Source organism: [Clostridium] ammoniilyticum (assembly GCF_025566905.1).
Lineage (GTDB): Bacteria > Bacillota_I > Bacilli_A > Erysipelotrichales > Coprobacillaceae > Faecalibacillus > Faecalibacillus intestinalis.
Genome location: NZ_JAOQJR010000003.1, coordinates 15751 through 35342 on the forward strand (window position 1 = coordinate 15751; position 19592 = coordinate 35342).

Sequence of the window (19592 nt, forward strand, 5' to 3'; positions counted from 1 at the left end):
TCAATGGATGATAGTCCAATAAAAAGGATGCTTACATTTAATTGTAAGCATCTTGATTTTCATCTTCATCTAAATAATCTCTATAATCTATACTAAAGAAACGATGATGATTCATTTTCCATAAATTTGGATTAAAATCATCTAATTGATGATTAATAATAATTTCATTAATAAGTACAGACAATCCTAAAACATCTACTAATAAATCTGGTTGGTTTAATATTTGAATCGTATTAGCAACAAATATTTGAATCAAATCTGTTGGTTCATCTTGATCAAAGAATAAATCAACAGCTTCATTTATTGCATCAATATCACATTTTTTTATAGTTCCTACTGTTTCTACAAATATTTTATTTAACTCATAAGCAGCATCTTTATATGTGTCTAATTCCACAGAAATCATTTCTTCATTTAATTGTGGATTAAGCCTTATAAACTCTTGAATATATTCTTCTTTATATTCATTAATTGTATTAAAGATCGTATTCGTATATGCCGCTAAAGCAGGTGCATCAAGTCCTATATGATGAACAAGTTGATCAAAAATATAATCAATTCTTTCAACATCATTATTTGAAATACGATCATGATACATAATTTCTGTAAATTCATCTGTTAAGTTTTGGATACGTTCTCTATTATTTGCATACGTACTGATTTCGTTTAATACTTTTTGATTGATATTATTCATTTCATAACTGATAGCTGATTTTTCAACATCATCCATCATTGTTTCAACTTCACTTTTTTCAAATAAATCATTAATATTAATTTTAAATTGTTTCATGATTATCCCCTTTCAGTTATTCTTATTTAATCATATATTTAAAATAATGTGAATATTATCCGTATACTATTATATAACATTATTTCTCGATAATCATTAGCTAAATAATCCAAAAAAAGGGGATGTTACGACATAATTTAAAATCATAACATCCTTTTTTGTTATAATTTCTAACTAGAAATAGGATATTGATATTTTACCAATGATATTTATTTCCTACTAATTAATTTCTCAACGATAACGTTTGAGGAATTATTGTAATTAGAAACAATTGCTTCTTATAGTAGAATAATTTTATTATATTTTTATTCTACAAAAGAAAAGGCTGTATGAAATTAATTGTTTAATTTCGTAACAGCCCCTTTAATATCTATTATAATTTTAAGCCAACTTCTAAACCTTCTTTAGTTGCTGGAATAGCGCCACCTGCTTGTTTAGCACCACCAATGACATAGACTTCCTTACAATATTTTTTAGCAATTTCTTCTAATAGATTATATGATTTATAACCAAAAGCAGAGATAACTTGTACAGCTGGAATCGAAACTGTATTTCCACTTGCATCTTCTCCAATAACAGCAGTTTCTGTAATTTCTTTAACTTTAAATTGTGTTTTTACTTTAATACCTGCTTTTTGGATCATTTCTAATAGACATACTTTTGTCATGATCATCATATCATTTAAAATATCAGGTTGCATTTCTAACAATGTCACATCATGATTTTTTTCAGCTAGATAGTGAGCAGTTTCACCACCAACTTCTCCTCCACCACAAACAACAATAGGACCGTTAGAAATATCATATTTACCAAGTAGCATATCTTCTGCAGTAAATACATTTTTACCATCAATACCTTTAATTGGTGGAACCATTGGTTTAGCCCCTGTTGCAAGAATAATAGCATCTGGTTTAATTTCTTGAATCATTTCTTCACTTACTTCACTATTTAAATGTACAGGGACATTAAGAGCTTCTAAATTAGCACGATAAGAAGAAGTTGTAGTAGATAATTCACCTTTTCCAATTGGATATGCAGCTGATCTAAATTGACCACCTAAATGACTACTTGCTTCATATAAAGAAACATCATGACCTTTAATGGCTGCTGTTCGAGCAGCTACTAAACCTGCTGGTCCTCCACCAATGACCATTACTTTTTTAGGTTGAGTCGTTTTTGTTAAATCTGTTTCATATTCACGCCCTACTCTTGGATTAACTAAACAAGTGACACATCCTCCTGTTAATAATGGACCTTCACATCCTTGAAGGCATCCAATACAATAATTAATTTGATCAAATTTTCCTTCTTTAGCTTTTACTGGTAAATAAGGATCTGCTAAAGAACCTCTAGCCATTCCTACAAAATCACATTTATCCATTTCTAGTAAAATATCAGCCATTCCCGGTTCATTAATACGATTAGCTAAAATAACAGGAATTTTAACGACCTTTTTAACATTAGCAGCAGCTTCCATATTTAATGCATGTTTAGTAAACATTGGTGCAATAATTTGATCAATTGGTGCTGCAGCATAAACTCCATTTGAAACATGAATTGCATCAAAACCAACTTCTTCTAAATGTCTTGCAAGTTGATATGTTTCAGCTTCTGTACGTCCTCCTTGAACATATTCATTAGCTGAAATACGTACTTGAATTGGAAAATCTCCTACTTCTTTTCTCATAGCAGCAATAATTTCATCAACAATTCTTACTCTATTATCAAAACATCCACCATATTGATCTACTCTTTTATTGACATAAGATGATAAAAATTCAGCTAATAAATAACCATGAGCACAATGTAATTCAATTCCATCAAAACCAGATTCTTTACATCTTCTTGCTGCTTGACCAAAATCTTCGACAAGTGTATGAATTTCTTCAACAGTCATTTCTCTTGCTAAATCCATACAAATAGGATCTTTTGTTCCTGAAGGTGCTAATGGTTGAACATTACCATTAACCGCATGTGAACTTTGTCTTCCTGGATGATACATTTGACAGAAGATCTTAGAACCATGTTCATGTACACGACGTGTTAATTCTTTATTTAAAGCAACATGTTCATCTTTATAAAATCCTGGAATATATTGATATCCCTTTCCATGAGGTGTAACACTATAATCTTCAGTAATAATCATACCCCATCCACCTTTTGCTTTTTCTTCGATATAGGCCATATATCTATCTGTTAAAAAGCCATCTTCATCACAATAATTTGTAACCATTGCTGGTACGACCAATCTGTTTGGTATTGTACAGTTTCCTACTTTCATAGGTGTAAATAATTTTGTTATCATTCCTTTTTCCTCCTTGTAACCACTTATAGTATACGCCTTGAAAGCATTACAAGGTCAAGCACTTGTGAAATAATACACAAATAAGTAAAATAGCTTAAAAAACACAAAAAAACATTGAAATGATTTCAATGTTTTAAAGCAATTGGTATCTGTATTTCCATAATCCTTTGAAAATTTTCTCCTTCATAACCCCTACCTACAATAATTCCTCTAGGAGTTCCTACTATTTGATATTCATCTTTGATTTCATTTAATATATTTTCTAATTGATTTCTATTAAAACAACCTATTTCACCCATATCAATCATTGTACATAGACATAATTGCTTCTTTAAATACTTTTCATCTTTAAAAGAAAGCTGAAGTGATTCTATGTATCTCTCTTCCATTCCATACCACCAAGTTTCTTTCTCTTTTTCAAATAAAACCATAGATTCCACATAAACCATTCTTTCCTTGGAAAAAAGCAAATTTCTATTTTCAATAGATATTTGTAATTTATCATAGTCATCACCTTTTCCATTAGTTAGAAACACAAGTTGATATGCAGGAACATTTTTGACCCAATATTTTCCTAAATTAAATTTACATGTTTCGATTCTTTCTGCTAATTCTTTAACACGTTCTTTCAATAAAATTTTTTTAATAATATCTTGATCTATTTCTTGATAATATTGATACAAATGTTGTGCATAGTTTTCTAAATAATGTTCATTTAATAATTCAGAGATATCTTTGATTCCAAAATGAATTGATTGATAGCGAATAATTTCCATTAATAAAAAAACATCCATGACTGAATATGTACGATAATTATTATCTTCTTTCCTTGATGGTTTTAAAATACCTTGTTTTTCATAATAACGAATCATTTCTTTTGAAATATTCAATATTTTAGATACTTCACCTATTTTATATTCCATACGCAATTCCTCTTTCCATTTATATTATTGTATCATAAAAAAATATTCAATAAGCAATAATTGCTTATTGAATAATCTATTGTTTTAAAAATGGCGGTACTAATGAGATTCGAACTCATGATCTTACGTTCCGGAGGCTAACAACCACCAATTTTTTTAGTTTAATTTTTTTCTCCAATCCCTTAAAGTCTATATACACCAACACTTTTGAAGATTTCTTGGTATCTTATAATTTTTCTAATTTTATCTATTTTTTGCTATTTTTTTATGTCTTTGTTAGAAATCTGTTAGAAAACATCAAATTTTCTCGTTTGAAATATTCCTTCAAAAGCCTTGATTTTACTATGTTTTCTAATTCATCCTCGGTTAGATTCGAACTCACTTATGACAGCCATTGTTAGGAAAAACCTTGTTTTTAATAATTTTATAGTAATTTAGCCTTAAATTCAATGAAAAAAATGGACCTGTAGTCCATTTATAAAGATAACATTTTTTTCAATTGTTCTCTTAATGCATCATTATTTTTTAGTATATCCAACAATTCTGATGCATCATCTTTTTCCTCATTTTCTTTAGAAGCGTAGAATTCATCTTCAAACTTTGTAGCATTCACTTTTCTATCTTCATCTAAAATATGTGCATATCTTTTTGTAATCATCTCCGCAGATTTATGACCAGTATCACCTTGTGTTGCTTTTATATCTCCTTTACTCAATTTAAGTTTATAAGTAGCACTTGAGTGTCGCAAAGAATGAAAAACTACTTTTCGAAGACCATTTATTTCTATAAATTTCTTAAACCTTCTTTCAATGTTTGATTTTTCAATAGGTCTTCCATTTTCAAAACAAATAACAAGATTATTATCTTCATATAAATTACCAAATTCATTTTTTATCTCTTGTTGTTTATTTTTCCATTCTTTTAACATAAAAGCAACTGTTCGAGGTATCCAAACAGTTCTAGATTTACCATTCATTTTCAACGATTTTAATACCATTACTGTTTTACAATCTCTTTTTACCTGTGAATCAAATTGTTTATATATTTCATCTTTAGTCAAAATACCTATCATTGATTTATCAATACGAACATATTGTTTATCAACAACTAATCTTGTATTATCTTTTTCAAAATCTTCATCCTCAATATGAATATTATTCCAAGTTAGGCCTAATATTTCTGATATTCTTAATGAACATGAAAAGGCCAAATTAATACACAAATATAAAATTTGATCTTCGCATATTTCTAAAGCATGTTGAATTTCGCATGCTGTCCATATTTCACTTTCTTTTGATTCATAATACGGAATATTAGAATCTGTAAAAACATTTTTCTTAACAACTTCCCATCTGATTGCTTGCCTCCATGCACATCTTAATAATTTTATTATTGATTTAATCGTGTGAGATGTAACATATTGAGGAGCATTTTTTCTTACACCATAATTTACATTTTTTGTTTTGGTCAGTTTATTAATATACTGATCAACATTTAAAGCTGTAAATGTTTGTATTTTTTTATTTCCTATAATTGGATAAACATAATTATTTAACAGACCAATATTTGCCTTATAATTATTAAATCCCCAACGTTTTGTTCCATATAATTCAACAAAAACTTCTAAAAATTCTCTTATAGTTTGATTATTTGGAGCCACAAAAGTTTGATTATTAACTTCGTCTTCAATCTTTTTCTTTTTAAATACTGCATCTTCATAGCTTTCACAAGATTCCCATTTTTGTTTCTTTTTTCCTTCGAATGAATCAAATCTATAAACAACATAATATTTTCCATGTTTGTTTGTAATTGATGCCATGTTTATTTCCTCCTACACCCTCCATTTTATGGAAACTATTATATTTTACCAACATGCGATTAAAAAATGACAGCTTTACTACTTGAGTATACTTGTCAACTCTTTTGAAAAATCAGGATTGTTCTTCAGTAATGAAATAATCTTTAATATATTTATTTCTTTTTTCTTTGGAACTTGTATATCTTTAAGATTAATATTGCGATAATTTGTTCCTGCTGAAATTGAATTACTACGATAAATTCCTCCTTCTTTCATATAACCTACTTCAAACCATTTTGAATAATCAAAAAACAGAGTATTGTAATATAATTCTCTTATCGTCATAGTTTCCTCATTATATAAAATTTTCTCTTTAGAAAACAATTTTAATTTCATAAATTTTATATTTGGTAAATCATTTAAATATTTCAATGTGTCAAATTCCTTATTAATAATTCTATCTTCACAAGCTTTACCATTTTTTAATGAAAAAACCAAATTATTATCAACAAAATTACAATAGCAACTCTTTTTTCGCTTTTCTGTTTCTTTCCACTTAATCAGTAACTTAGCTACATTAATAGGAATATGAATTTTTTTACTATTTGTTATTTTATAAATAACCAACCTTGTTCGCCCTTCATTACCTATTTTTTTATCAAACACTTTTAAAATCATTTTTTTATTATCGTTAATATAAGATGTACTCTTTCTATTAATTTTCTTATTTACGTCTGCATAACAATTATTATTTATTAAATCGTTTTCACTTATATGTAAGTCATCCCATTTTAATGCTAAAATTTCATTAATTTTTAAATCGGTTCCAAAAAAGCAGTGCAAAAACATATGAAACCTAGTTCCTTTACTCAATTCAAAAACATTACATAGTGTATCTAAGCTCCATTCAAGTGAGAACTCTTCAGACTGACTTTGAATTTTATAATTTTTCATAGGATTTATTTCGTATAAATTAAGCATCATTGAATAATTAAATAATTTATTTAAAAAGTTTGTAATATCTTTTTTTACCGCTTTTGATACTACTTTTTCTTTATTACCAAATTTTGAAATTTGATTATCAACTTGTTTACTTAAATTTTCAATAAATATTGGTGTTATATCTTTAATACAAGTATTTTCAAAATAATCCATAATATACCTGTATGTTAAACTTACATATGATTCATACTTTTCATAAGTGTCAATTTTTAAAGAAACTTTCTTTAAATAAATATCAATGAAATCTATAAACAATGTATCTTGATCAATCTTATATTCTTTATCATATTCACGATTATTGATTTCATTTACTCTAATATCGACATATTTCTTATCAAAAAAGCTTTCTCTACATATCTTTTTTACTCCATTACATATTTTGTCATAAGTAATCGTAGTAATGTACTTTCTTTTTGTTATTTCCACATTTGTTCCTCCTAATTCTATTTATTAAGCCAGTTATCAAATGATTTTTTAGATATTCTTACAATTTTTCCTAGTTTAATGATCTTAAAGTAATTTTCATTTAATAGATTATAAGAAGAATTTCTTCCAATTTTTAAGATATCTTTTATTTCTTCCAATGTATAAACTTGATTATCAAATGTTTCTTCCTTATTTAAAAGAAAACCTTTATTATCAATCCATTCATTAAAAGATTTCATAGATACTCGTATTGTTGAGCCAATCCTAACAGCATTCATGTCATCACTTTCAATAATTTTATAAGCTAAATTCTTACCGCATTTAAAAATTCTTGCAATATCCTGTGCTGTTAATATCTGTTTATCCCAATCATTTATTCTATTCACTTTCTGACTTCTCCTTTAGTTTATTAAGATGTTTATTCACATACAAATGTGCAAATTTATTAATCGTACATTAATTTAAACCAACACTTATCCGTAAAGACCTATCCATTAAATCAATTTCTTGATCTTCTAAAATACTTAGTTTTTCTAACAGCCGACTTTTATCAATAATTCTTATTTGTTCAAGTAATATCATAGATTTTTTATAAATTCCTGTTCTTTTATTTATAACCAAATGTGTTGGTAAATATGCTTTGCCTAATTTTGTTGTAATCGGTGCAACAATAGTAGTTGTACTAAATCTATTGCCAGTATTATTTTGAATAATCACAACAGGTCTGATACCACCTTGTTCACTGCCTATACACGGATCCAAATCAGCTATATATATTTCTCCTCTTACTATGTTTTCTATCAACTTCATCACCTTCTTTTTATGTATGACTAAAAGCAACAGTAAAGTTGCTTTTAGTTAATTGTAATATCAGTAGATTGCTTTGCTATGCAATTCCACGAGTCCCACATAATCTTCAAGGCGTTATATGTTCTCAAAGGATTCTAACCTTCAATAGTGTTTTGCGTGCGGCAAATTTAATTACTCATGCGAACACTATGCGTATCATTATATTCTTATATTATCATCGCCTCATAGCAGCACCTATGATTACCATCAAATATTATTCGCTCTCAATACATATTGGTCATGGCGTATTCATGATTGGGCTTAAATATAAGTAACGTTACCGATATTACTATTCTGTTTTCAATGTACTCTAAAAAAGTCTCCTTATATTTCAAAGAAATCTTCTTTTCATCTATAAGGAGAAAAAAGCAACATTTGTCACCTCAAAAAAAATAACTTTTTTATTTTCTATAATTAACATATAAAAAAGAGTAATTGTGATTATATTATTAATAATCACAATTACTCTATAGATTTTAATCTGTTACATCATATCCATTTTTTTCTAATATTATTCTTAGTTTATCTAATGCTTTAGATATTGACTTGAATACTGATTGTTTTGTACAATTTTCCTCTTTTGCTATTACCTGTAGTGATTTTCCTTCTACAAATCTTTTATATATTCTTTTACGTTGTACTATGGTCAAATTGTTAATCCCTTCTATAATTAATTTCAAAAGATCATCATGAACCATATTATCTAAATATACTGTATCTTTCCTATTAAAATCCTCCCTATGTATTTCAACATATGGACTTCTTTCTAGAGAATAGTATACTTTATGATATCTTAATTTTCTATCATATGCTGATTCAATATGTTCATACTTGTCAATGATTTCTAATATATCTGTCGCAACTTCAATAAGCATATCCTCCGTATAGTATTCTGGATATAATGATTTCAAATTTACAATTATTGTTTGCATTCCTATTTTTCCTCCTTCGACTAATGGAGGAAAATAAAAAGAAAGTAAGACTAATAATTATAGAAGGTATTGCTCTAATTTAACCAAAAAAAAAAGCAACTCACTTAAAGTAAAAAAGTGAATTACTTATATATACAATATGTACTAAACAGTTTTTAAATTAAACCCACATTCAAAATTCATATCTAATTTTTCTTTATAAAATATAATTTTGAGAAAATAAAATAGAAAATTCATTAATTTATTTTAAAAAGTACTTTAATCTCTATATTATCATTTTTTATTTGAAGTTTTCTTTTTTCCACAACACTTTCATCATAGCTATCATTAAATTTAAATACTTTATCTGTGCATAATGTCAAAATCTTTAAAACTACAAATTCATTGACCTCATATAGATAAAATTCAAAAGTTTTATTATCTAAACAAAACTCAGTAATTTGTTTTAGGATTGCCTTTATCTCTTTAACAAAATTTTCATTTTCTAAAATTCTTGTATTATTTATCGTCATAACTTTCTTTATTGAAAAGCCATCATTTTCTAATGAAATAAAGTATTTAACAATTTCTTTATCAAATAATTTGATACCTGTAAAATTAGAAAATTTATAAAAATCAAATTTATTTAATTGTGTTTCTATCAGTCTTTCAATTGCATCATAATTATTCGTATCTAAATAATGCTTAAAAGACATCAAAATATAACACATCATATGTTTTTCTTGTAGCATTTGATAAGAAAGCTTATTAATCTTTTCATAGGTTTCTGCCGCATACTTACTTTTTACCAATTCTTCATTCAGAATGAGATTGTTTTGATATTCTTTTTGAATATTAAAATAAAATATAAAAAATGAACAACACATGACAATTAATTGAAATAATAATTTATACATATTAGCAGAATTTACCATATGATAAAAAATCATTTCAAATAATAATGTATACACTCCTAAAAAAGATAAAACAAATAAACAAAACGACCACCAATAATTACCTACTAATAATCTGTTTTTATTCAATCTATATTTATTATCATAATAGCTAAATAAATAAGATAAAGCTAAAAATACAATTCTTGATAAAAGAGATAAGAAAATAATGTAAATATTATTAGAAGAAATTTGCATTGGATTTATGAAAAATATTGCGGAAACAAAAATAATAGACACTGTATTAGAAAAAAGTAGAATTATTATCAATATTGCTGGTACAATAAAATATATTAAATTTCTTTTTTTATCATAAAAAGAGGATATGAAAGTAAAAATTACAATCAAAATAATCATTAACCAATAATTATTTAATAGCAAATTATTAAATACAAAAGTAACTAATGTACAGATAAGTGTTAAAAAAATAATTAACTTGTTATTAATAATATTTAATATTTTAAAATCAAAATAAGTAAGGATGAAATCTTCAATCAATGTCATAATAATATCAAAAAAAATCATCTTAAAAGAAACTCCTCATATTTTCTTACTAGCTCATCTTGATATTTTCGACCAACAAAATATTCTTCATCATTTAATGTTATAACACTTGTTTTATTCATTCTTTTTATAAAATTAAGATTAACTACTAGACTTCTTTCAATTTGAACTAATTCATTAAAAGATATTTGATCCATAAATTTTTTTAAAGATGAATATATCAAATATTCCTTCTTATATGTACTAATATATAGATCATGACCTATTGACATAATATATTTTATATCACTCAATCTAACAATATGGCTTCTTCCATCCATTTTAATACATATCTTTTTTAAATTTTCTTTTAAATAAGCCTCTATTTGTCTCAATACTTTTATAATATCAAAATCATATTTTGTTTTTCTTATAAATTGAAAAAAACCAATAGATAATGCGGGAAAAACAAAATCCTCATGCATGGATACAAATACAATAATTATTTTAGGAAACTTAGATTTCAAATAAGCTCCTATATCAATCCCATTCATTTCAAAGTTCAAATCAACATCTAAAAAAATGAGGTCAATTTGATCAATGTCCTTTATTGTATCAAATGAATCATTTAAAATAATAAAATCAATACTTTCATCTAGCTGTTTAAAATACGACTTAACATCTACTTTTAATTTATTAGAAAATTCAATATCATTATCAACTAAAACAATATTCATTATAAAAACCTCCAAAAAAGCAAAGAATTAAGTCATTAAGTAACTTAATTCTTTTTTTCATTATATCATATTTGATATATTAAATATTAGTTTGTTTTTTTAATTTTTCTGGTTTTTTTGGCTCATATGGTCCTACAAAAGAATATGATGAACAAGATGTATATGCAAGTGAATTAAGAAAATCACATGCTTTTTTCGATACAGCTTTTTTTACCCTATTTTTACTACGTTCTTTCATAATTATCTCCTCCTTACTATAATCTAAATATAATTTAATGATATTTATACATTTTTATCATATTATGCAATATTTTATCATAAAAAACAAAAAATGTGGCAAATTGTAACATTGCGACCTAGAGTCGCAAAAATTTGTATATCTTTTTATTAGGTGATAAATATGTACAAAGAAATAATTGGTAAAAATTTAAAATATTTACGAGATAAGAAAAATGTTACACAAATATTAGCTGAAGAAATGACAGGCATAGATAGAACAACAATTTCTGCTTATGAATTGGCAAAAAGAGAACCAAGCGTAAGTAATTTAATATCACTTGCCAATTATTATAAAGTAACATTAGATTTTTTATGTGGGCGAAACCAAAGAATGATTATCGATATTACTGATCTTGATGAATTATCAAAAAATAAAATAATGTCTATAATTAATAATGAGGATAAAAAAAAGGAGCTATGATATGAACTTTAAAAATATTGTCAATAAGTTATGTTCACAATTTGATTCAAAAGCATATGATCAAGATATTTTAAAATACGGACTAGAAGTTTTGATTTATAATTTATTTACCATATTAATTTTAATCGTTTTGTCTATTTTATTTCAAAATTGTGGATTTGGATTATATTTTATACCTACTTTTTGTATATTGAGAATTACATTGGGAGGTTTTCATTGTAAAACAATATATGGATGTACCTCTTTAATGGTTATTATATACTCACTAACAAATATACTAAGTAAAGAAATCTTTTATCATAATTTATTAAAAATCGCTTCACCTATCCTAATTATATTACTTTTTATTATAAAGCCCTGTGAAGAAAATACTTTACATTTGAAAAATTATAATATTTACTACAAATATCTTCTTATTATTATTTTTTCTTTAGTTCTAATAATTTCTAAAAATAAAATTCTTAATTTAGGTATGTTTTCTGCTCTATTTGTTACAGAGCTAATGTACTATATTAAATATATAATTAATTAAAAAAATTATAACTAGATACAGCAATCTATTAAAAATATAATAATATTGATAAAGAATCCGAAAAGTAAAGATAGCTTTTCATTTTATCTTAACCTCCTTAATAAATATAAATATTTATATTCTTACAAAGATCATCTACAAATAATTTGAATTTAAAAAAGCACAGAATAATCCGATAACTAATAACCGTGAAATTTTGTGCTTTTTTAAATTTACTATTTTCTTTACATTTTGAAAATATTTAGTTGCTCAACTTTGTTATGGTGTTTTTCTCCATACACTACTTTAAAAAATGATTCCTTTGACTTCATTGCTTCTTCTAATTTTTTTGATTTACTAAGTCCTACAAAAATTGCTACAGCTCTTGCTTGACAATTAACTGATCTTTTAGGATTAAATTCAATATCGGAAAAACTATCAAATTCTAAGATTCTTTTGGCCAATCCAGGATTTCTATATAAAGAATTGATATAAAGCCAATTGTAAAAATAATCTTTCGGTTCTAAGGGAAAAATCATATTAAAGTAATTGAAATGTATCAATTCTCCACTTTCTTTCAATCTTTTGTCTCTTTTCGCATCTTTTGGATTTTTTGACAGCAAATCTCTATACGGTCCACCACTTTTGAATGTCTTACTTCCTTGAAAAAGACATTCAACGGGAAAGAGATTATTCTTATATTTTACTTTTAAATTAAAAGCACTAAGTTTAACTCCTAAATCTGAAGTACTTTTTGTTGAAATATCTATAACTTTTCTGGTTTTAAATTTTAAAATATAGTTGGATTGTAAACTATTCAAGCTTTTTTGTTTTTGAATTTTAGAAAATCCTGAAAAATAGACAAAATCTACGTCTATCTCTTCATAAAACGGATAATAAGGTAAAGTATGAAATATTGGTCTACTAGCCACAATACTATGTCATCTCCTTTTTTTATTTTAACCAATAAGAATAATCTCTTCTAGGTGAAAAGTATCCTATATCAACCCCACCTAGAATTCCAAATTCATTTAAAAAATCTTTATATTCATTATATACGTCTATTGAATTAAAAATTACATATTTGATAGATTTATATGATATTTTTTCAAATAATAAAATTTCAGCTTGCGGATCAGTTGTCTCATTATCTGCTAATCTCAATTGTTCACGGGTACGATCAGGGTTATTTTCGGAAAACATTTTTTTAAAAGAATCAAATGTCATTCTTTCTTCAATCGGTATCCTACTTAATGAATAATTTGCTGCATTTGTATAATTAAATGCACATTTTTTTGACAAAACAGAATATGCATCAATTACTAAAACAACCCATCTTGTAGATGCGTATTGATTTCTTAGTGAATAAAACATTTTATAATTTGGTGAAGTAATAGATAAAGAAGTTGCGTTTTCAAATCCGTCATATCTATATACATCATTTTCTTGAAAATTCATTGATTTTTCCTTTAAAATGCTTTTTGGTAAAAGTCCATAATTAATAATACTCTTTAAGTTTAATATATTTGTAAAATGAACACAATATTCAATATGCCTACTTTTTGCATATTGTATAATACTTTGATTATCCATATAATATCACCTCTATTTTTTTATTCTATGTTAGAAAAGCAAGTAATTATTCTCAACTAAACTATTCATAAATAGTTTAATTTTTACTTATTTTTTTGATCTATGTAAAAATCTTGTCCTTAATTTATTTATATCGTTTTTCACACTTTTTAAAGAAAAGGGTTGTTTTCCTATATCTAAACTGAGTTGTCTTCCTACTTCACTAACGTTTTCTTTATCATTAAAATAATAATCGTAATTAATAATTACATCCTTTAATACTTCTATAAATTGTTTCATTTGCTTTTCTTCTTTTTTTAAATATCCCAATAAAAGATTTGTTTCATATTTTTTATATAAATAAATAAGGAATTTATAAAGAAAATATGAACTTACTATCACAATTAAAGTAAAAACTAGAACAATAATTATATCTTTCATATTCTCAATGTTATCAAAAGATAATAAATTTGTTAAAAAAACAGTTAAAAAAACGGTTAAAAAAGAAATATATATATTTATATTTGATGTATTTGCTATTTCTAAAGATACGTTTCGTATAGAATTCTCCATAAATTTATATATTGTCATTAATTGTTCTTTAGAATAGCCTTGTAATTGTTTTTTTATGAATTTTTCCTTTTCTTCTTCTAAATATTCTTTAATTGTTTCATTAACGCTAGGAACTTGTATTTTACTAATAATCTTATAGATTGCATTTTTGTACCATTTTTTCTTAATTGATTTATCAGTATCAACCTCACTAGTTTTATTGAAAATCTTTTTATATTTTTTTTCAATTCCAAAAGTATCCATAACCTTGTTTGTCAAAACATTTTCCCCAATAAACAAAGTAACCACTGTAATAAACATAAAAAACAGTAACGTTCCTATATAACATAAAAATGATTTACCATCATGAATACTTATCATTTCAAAAGTTTTAGCATTAAATTTAAATCCTAACTTATAAAATTTATAAAAGTAATATATAAATATCACTAAAACAATAAAAATAACTTCTATTATGTATATAAGATTTGCACATATGCCCGTCTCCTTTATCATTGCTCTGCTTGTACACGTATTATCAAATTCTCTATATAATTTTTCCGCACTCTTTAATTTTACAACTTCTTTTTTCAATTTGTATTTCCTCTCTAACTTAACAATAAGACATTGGAAAAATTTTACCAATGTCTTATTGTCTATATTCAGTTTTATTCTTTTAAAATTTCTTTTAATAAAAAATTATTTTATTTAAAATAATCATTATTTAATTTAATAGATTACTTTTATATAATTTCTTCACCTCCAACAAGATTATATTAATTTATATCCATTATTTTCCAATAATGTAGATAGATTATATATATACCCTTTACCTTTCACAGGATATTTCCAAAAATTATCAAGTCGCACTATTACATAATCATTTTTTATAGATAAGCGACAACCCCCTATGTTAGTACCATCGTCAAATTTAATTTCATATTTCTTACCCTCTGTTAAATAATAAATTTCTATAATATTTTTACTATACCTATGATGATCTTTTCATCATGAATTCGATCACCTTCACCATCATATTCATAATTGTAAGTTCTGTCTCTGTTTGTTTTTAAAGTAGTCAATTGACCAAATTCATCATATTGATAATATTCTTTGTATCCACCTGCATAGTAGATATCTCTTACATTTCCATTTTTATCATAATAGATATCGGTAAGTCCATCTTTTGATTTAATATTTGTCAACTGATTTTTGTCATTGTAACGATAGATTTTATTTGTTCCATCACTTGATGACTCTACTTTGTTTCCAAAAAGATCATAGCTGTATTCAGTTATGACTGTTTTTCCGTCAATCGTTTTTGTTGAAGCTTTCAATTCATCCGATTCATTATAGTCATAGCTGTTAACGACACCATTAATTGTTTCTGAAATAATATTGTCCTGTCCGTCATACTCATATTTGTATTCTGACAGTGTCTTGTCACCTTGTACTATACATTTTAAAAAATATCTACAAAAACTGTGACTTATTCATCATAGAATGCATTTTTTTATCATAGAAAACATAATTAAATAAGTTATAAGTATGTAATGCCACTATATCTTTAAATAATTTTATAGAATATATTTATAAAAAAATGAATCTTGTCATTTGCTTACATTTTCCAAATAACAAAATTCATTTCAATTTATCTATTTTAAATTTCTATATTTAAAATAGTCCTTTATACTAAAAAATTACGTTAGTCGAACTAAAAAAATTCTTGGCAATTTTTTTCCTAATATTAAAAAAAGATTATCTTTTATATGTGCTATACCATTTAATTCGTTAATATTTCTATTTATTTTTTTACAATAATTTATTAATTCAGTACAATTAAAAATTTTTTCAACTCTTTTTGTACTTAAATTTATTTTATAAATATATCTACTTTTCCATACATAAAAATTAATATCTATCTAATTAGTTTTATTTTTTATTATAAAACCATTTATAGGATTTTTTTCTGTCATTATTTCTTTTTGCTTGAAATATGTAACATGTGTATAAATTTGTGTTGTTGAAATTGAGCTATGTCCTAAAATACTTTGTATATATCTAATATCAACTCCTTTTTCTAATAATGTTGTAGCAAAAGTGTGTCTAAACATGTGTGGTGTTACATGAGTTTGTAAAGATAATTCTTTCTCTAACTTATTTAATAATATTCTCACGGTCTGTTCGGACAAGGGTTGGTCAAACTTATTCAAAAAAAGATATTCACAATCTATATTTTCTCTATAAAGTTGTATATAAGTTTTACAAAGTTCAACAACATCTGTATTTCCTACATACAAAATTCTTTCTTTTGATCCTTTACCAACTATTTTTAATGATTTTTCTTGTAAATTAATATCTTTTAATTTTATATTGCATAATTCAGATATTCTTACTCCTGTTGAAAATAATAAACATATAATAGTAATATTTCTAAAAGATATTTTCTTTTGAAAATTTGTTTTTGAATTGTCTACCTCATCTAGCAAATACTGGATAATTTTACTAATATACTCCTTATGTATTGTTTTAGGCAACACTTTTGGTTCTTTTATTTTTGTCCTTATTTTTTGAAATGGTGAATATTCTACTATTTCTATATATTCTAAGTAAGAATAAAACGCTTTAACACTTGCTATCTTTCTTTTTATAGTTTTACATTTAGTATATTTTTTATTTAAAAAGTGAATATAATCCTTTATTGTTTTTGTATCTTCTGTTGAATCATCTATAAAATTAATATATTGTTTTAAATCAATTTTATATGCCCTTAGCGTTTTATCACTTAATCTTTTTCGCAATAAACAGTCTTCATAATAAGTTTCTAAATATTTTTCCAATTCTTCTTTTTTCATATTTGTTTCTCCCTTCAATATAACTAAAATTATATTGAAGGAAAATACACAAAATAAAGATATTTTTATAATTTAATAATTTGGTGTGTCAAACTTCTCTATAAATTAATAATAGATAGGAATTGAACATTTAGCGTTTTGTAACTCAGTTAGATGATCCTTATTGCTAAAAAATTTTTCAAGATCATGTTCATTTTTAAATAATTGTACACTTTCATATGTTTTATTTTCATCGTTTTCTTTTAAAATCAAATGAATTTTTTTTGTTTCTTCAGAGTTTTCAACTTCATCAACAAACAAATTAAAATAACTTTTTAATTTTAGTACATCTATTTTTTCCCCTAATAAATTAAAACTGTATTTTTCAGAATATTCTAAACATAAATTTCTTTCTTTATTTTCTTTTACATCTTTGATAAACCATTCTGGTATGTTCTCATACGAAAAAGATAATGTATTTATTTTTTTATTAATCCTTAATGCTTTATTTTCTATAAACGATTTATATAACAAAAGTATATTATCTAAATCTTTCTTATCCAATAAGTCATTAGTAATTGTAAATCTTAAGCCCAGTATTTTTTCTATTTGATAAACCTTATTCCATAAATCGATTAATTTTTCTCGCTTTTCATATTTTTCGTCTTTACCTTTCGAGCCTTTAATATATGTATCATTAATATACATTCCATTATTAAATATCGATTGCATAAAAATTAATGTTTCAAGATATTCCTTAATTGTAGTATTTTGTAGTTTATTTATTTCTATATTGAATTTAATACGTTCATTATCTATTTCGTAATCAATGAGGAGCTTTGAATTGGGTGAAGTTACAAATCTTTTTTTTGTTAAACTATCAATAGGTTTTTGAATAAATGTATAAACGTATGATTCTTCTCCATTACCTATTTTTAATTTAATACTTTTATTCATTTTTTCTGGAAAAATCACCAATTTTTCAGGTATAGGATCTGCTATAATATCTTTAGAAATTATAAATTCATTATTATCGATTCTTTCATTATTGATAAACTGTTGAAAATTTTTTAGAGGTTTTAAAGTTAATGGCTTTTGAGAGTTATAAGAATAATCTATCAAATCCTCCATTGTTAATTTTTCTTTTTGACATTTATCTTTAATTTCATCTAGATTCTCAATTTCAAAATTTTTAAATCCTAATTCAATCTTTCCATTTGTTGCTTCTAACATATATGTCCCATTTTCTTTATAAACATATTCCAAATTCCCATTCCATTTTTTAGATAACTCTTCCAATACAGATTGTGGTAGAAAACCATCATTATAATTTTGATTTTTAAAATTTTTAATAAAATTTGCCATCAAAAATCACCCTCCATTTCTTTCCAAATACATATTTTTGTTATTAATAAATCCTTTTCCTCTTGTGTACAATCTAATTTTTTTATTCTCTTTATCATATTTTTTCTTTGACTATCATTATTTACAAAAATATATTTAATATCTTCATAATCAAACTGTAAATAATATCCTTTATCTTTAATTATTTTATTATATGATTCTATGATATTTTGGTGATTAATTACGTTTTCTTCTACAATAATTTCTCCAAAATCTAATCCATTGATTTCAGGTACATATCGCCATTCTTTTTCGTCTGTAAAATCTTTTATTCTTTTTGTTTTCAAATCCCTTCCAATTACAGGTTTCATATATTTAAAAACATAATTTGTCATTTCGCCTATATCTGCTAATACATCATCATCAGATGAATATTGCATAGCAGCATTATATGACTTTCTTATTGAATTATAAAAAGAAGACTCTTGATTATAATAAATCACGGGTTGTAGGTTGTTTCTTATTCCCCATTCTTTTGTTAAACCTATGCAATATGTACCATATTCTTTCTTGTGCGCTTGAACCATATGTAAAGGAATATTACAAAAACATTTCATCGCAACACTAATATTTTTTATATCTAAATCTAAGTATTCTAGACTTTCTTTACAATATCTAGGATAAATCTTTTTATCACTTATCATTTCATTTAAATAATTAAACTTATTTACAAAATGAAAGAAAGTATTTGCACTTTGATAGGAAACAGGAAATTTATCATCTGATGTTATACCTATAGGTTTAGTTCTTATTACATTATTATTTCTATCCATTTTTATCACCTTCTATATTTCATCTTATAATTCTATCACTGTTATTTTTTATAAACAAGCTCCTCTATT

The 19592-nt window shown here is 24.9% G+C and carries 21 protein-coding genes; 2 read left to right on the plus strand and 19 right to left on the minus strand.

The window, feature by feature from the left end; translation table 11 throughout:
* Nucleotides 1–37: 37 nt before the first annotated feature.
* The 11 genes from OCV55_RS03670 to OCV55_RS03720 form a co-directional block, all read right to left on the minus strand.
* On the minus strand, nt 38–790 hold the full coding sequence (locus OCV55_RS03670; protein ID WP_147579828.1) for a hypothetical protein: 753 nt from the start codon (nt 788–790) through the stop codon (nt 38–40).
* A 373-nt stretch (nt 791–1163) separates the two neighbouring features.
* Nucleotides 1164–3095 (minus strand): oxidoreductase, encoded by a 1932-nt coding sequence (locus OCV55_RS03675; protein ID WP_147579829.1) that lies wholly within the window; start codon nt 3093–3095, stop codon nt 1164–1166.
* A gap of 125 nt (nt 3096–3220) precedes the next feature.
* On the minus strand, nt 3221–4018 hold the full coding sequence (locus tag OCV55_RS03680; protein ID WP_032091437.1) for a MerR family transcriptional regulator: 798 nt from the start codon (nt 4016–4018) through the stop codon (nt 3221–3223).
* Nucleotides 4019–4493: 475 nt separating this feature from the next.
* Nucleotides 4494–5837 carry a site-specific integrase gene (locus OCV55_RS03685; RefSeq protein ID WP_147579830.1) on the minus strand — a complete coding sequence of 448 codons (1344 nt, stop codon included), beginning with the start codon at nt 5835–5837 and terminating at the stop codon, nt 4494–4496.
* 78 nt (nt 5838–5915) lie between these two features.
* Nucleotides 5916–7244 (minus strand): hypothetical protein, encoded by a 1329-nt coding sequence (locus tag OCV55_RS03690; RefSeq protein WP_147579831.1) that lies wholly within the window; start codon nt 7242–7244, stop codon nt 5916–5918.
* Nucleotides 7245–7261: 17 nt separating this feature from the next.
* Entirely contained in the window at nt 7262–7630 is a 369-nt protein-coding gene (locus OCV55_RS03695) for a helix-turn-helix domain-containing protein (RefSeq protein WP_267309802.1), read from the minus strand.
* A 70-nt stretch (nt 7631–7700) separates the two neighbouring features.
* Entirely contained in the window at nt 7701–8048 is a 348-nt protein-coding gene (locus OCV55_RS03700) for a type II toxin-antitoxin system PemK/MazF family toxin (RefSeq protein ID WP_449670147.1), read from the minus strand.
* Nucleotides 8049–8569: 521 nt separating this feature from the next.
* The gene (locus tag OCV55_RS03705; RefSeq protein ID WP_147579833.1) at nt 8570–9025 is read right to left on the minus strand and encodes an RNA polymerase sigma factor; all 456 of its coding nucleotides are present in this window, start codon (nt 9023–9025) and stop codon (nt 8570–8572) included.
* Nucleotides 9026–9261: 236 nt separating this feature from the next.
* Nucleotides 9262–10482 (minus strand): hypothetical protein, encoded by a 1221-nt coding sequence (locus tag OCV55_RS03710; RefSeq protein WP_147579834.1) that lies wholly within the window; start codon nt 10480–10482, stop codon nt 9262–9264.
* A complete protein-coding gene (locus OCV55_RS03715; protein WP_147579835.1) occupies nt 10479–11177 on the minus strand; it encodes a LytR/AlgR family response regulator transcription factor in 699 nt (232 codons plus the stop codon). Before OCV55_RS03715 ends, OCV55_RS03710 begins: the two co-directional genes overlap by 4 nt.
* Nucleotides 11178–11256: 79 nt before the next feature.
* Nucleotides 11257–11415: an AgrD family cyclic lactone autoinducer peptide gene (locus OCV55_RS03720; protein ID WP_117575917.1), complete on the minus strand. Its 159-nt coding sequence runs from the start codon at nt 11413–11415 to the stop codon at nt 11257–11259.
* 162 nt (nt 11416–11577) lie between these two features.
* Between OCV55_RS03720 and OCV55_RS03725 the strand changes: the two genes are divergently transcribed.
* Both OCV55_RS03725 and OCV55_RS14060 read left to right on the plus strand, forming a co-directional pair.
* Entirely contained in the window at nt 11578–11877 is a 300-nt protein-coding gene (locus OCV55_RS03725) for a helix-turn-helix domain-containing protein (protein WP_147579836.1), read from the plus strand.
* Nucleotide 11878: 1 nt separating this feature from the next.
* Nucleotides 11879–12409, plus strand: coding sequence for an accessory gene regulator B family protein (locus OCV55_RS14060; RefSeq protein ID WP_394802853.1), 531 nt, complete (start codon nt 11879–11881; stop codon nt 12407–12409).
* A gap of 224 nt (nt 12410–12633) precedes the next feature.
* On the opposite strand, the gene OCV55_RS03730 is transcribed toward OCV55_RS14060, so the two are convergent.
* From OCV55_RS03730 to OCV55_RS03760, 8 genes are all read right to left on the minus strand, one after another.
* Nucleotides 12634–13320, minus strand: coding sequence for a DarT1-associated NADAR antitoxin family protein (locus OCV55_RS03730; protein WP_147579838.1), 687 nt, complete (start codon nt 13318–13320; stop codon nt 12634–12636).
* A gap of 22 nt (nt 13321–13342) precedes the next feature.
* Complete coding sequence (locus OCV55_RS03735) at nt 13343–13981, minus strand: DarT ssDNA thymidine ADP-ribosyltransferase family protein (RefSeq protein WP_147579839.1); 639 nt, start codon at nt 13979–13981, stop codon at nt 13343–13345.
* An 87-nt stretch (nt 13982–14068) separates the two neighbouring features.
* Nucleotides 14069–15106: a hypothetical protein gene (locus OCV55_RS03740; protein ID WP_147579840.1), complete on the minus strand. Its 1038-nt coding sequence runs from the start codon at nt 15104–15106 to the stop codon at nt 14069–14071.
* A gap of 377 nt (nt 15107–15483) precedes the next feature.
* Entirely contained in the window at nt 15484–15849 is a 366-nt protein-coding gene (locus OCV55_RS03745; RefSeq protein WP_267309803.1) for an RHS repeat domain-containing protein, read from the minus strand.
* Between the two features lie 363 nt (nt 15850–16212).
* Nucleotides 16213–16434 carry a glutaminyl-peptide cyclotransferase gene (locus tag OCV55_RS14065; protein WP_147579956.1) on the minus strand — a complete coding sequence of 74 codons (222 nt, stop codon included), beginning with the start codon at nt 16432–16434 and terminating at the stop codon, nt 16213–16215.
* Complete coding sequence (locus OCV55_RS03750) at nt 16435–17367, minus strand: tyrosine-type recombinase/integrase (RefSeq protein WP_147579842.1); 933 nt, start codon at nt 17365–17367, stop codon at nt 16435–16437.
* Between the two features lie 105 nt (nt 17368–17472).
* Nucleotides 17473–18711: an abortive infection system toxin AbiGii family protein gene (locus OCV55_RS03755; protein ID WP_147579843.1), complete on the minus strand. Its 1239-nt coding sequence runs from the start codon at nt 18709–18711 to the stop codon at nt 17473–17475.
* On the minus strand, nt 18711–19523 hold the full coding sequence (locus tag OCV55_RS03760) for an abortive infection system antitoxin AbiGi family protein (RefSeq protein ID WP_117576160.1): 813 nt from the start codon (nt 19521–19523) through the stop codon (nt 18711–18713). Before OCV55_RS03760 ends, OCV55_RS03755 begins: the two co-directional genes overlap by 1 nt.
* Between the last annotated feature and the right edge of the window lie 69 nt (nt 19524–19592).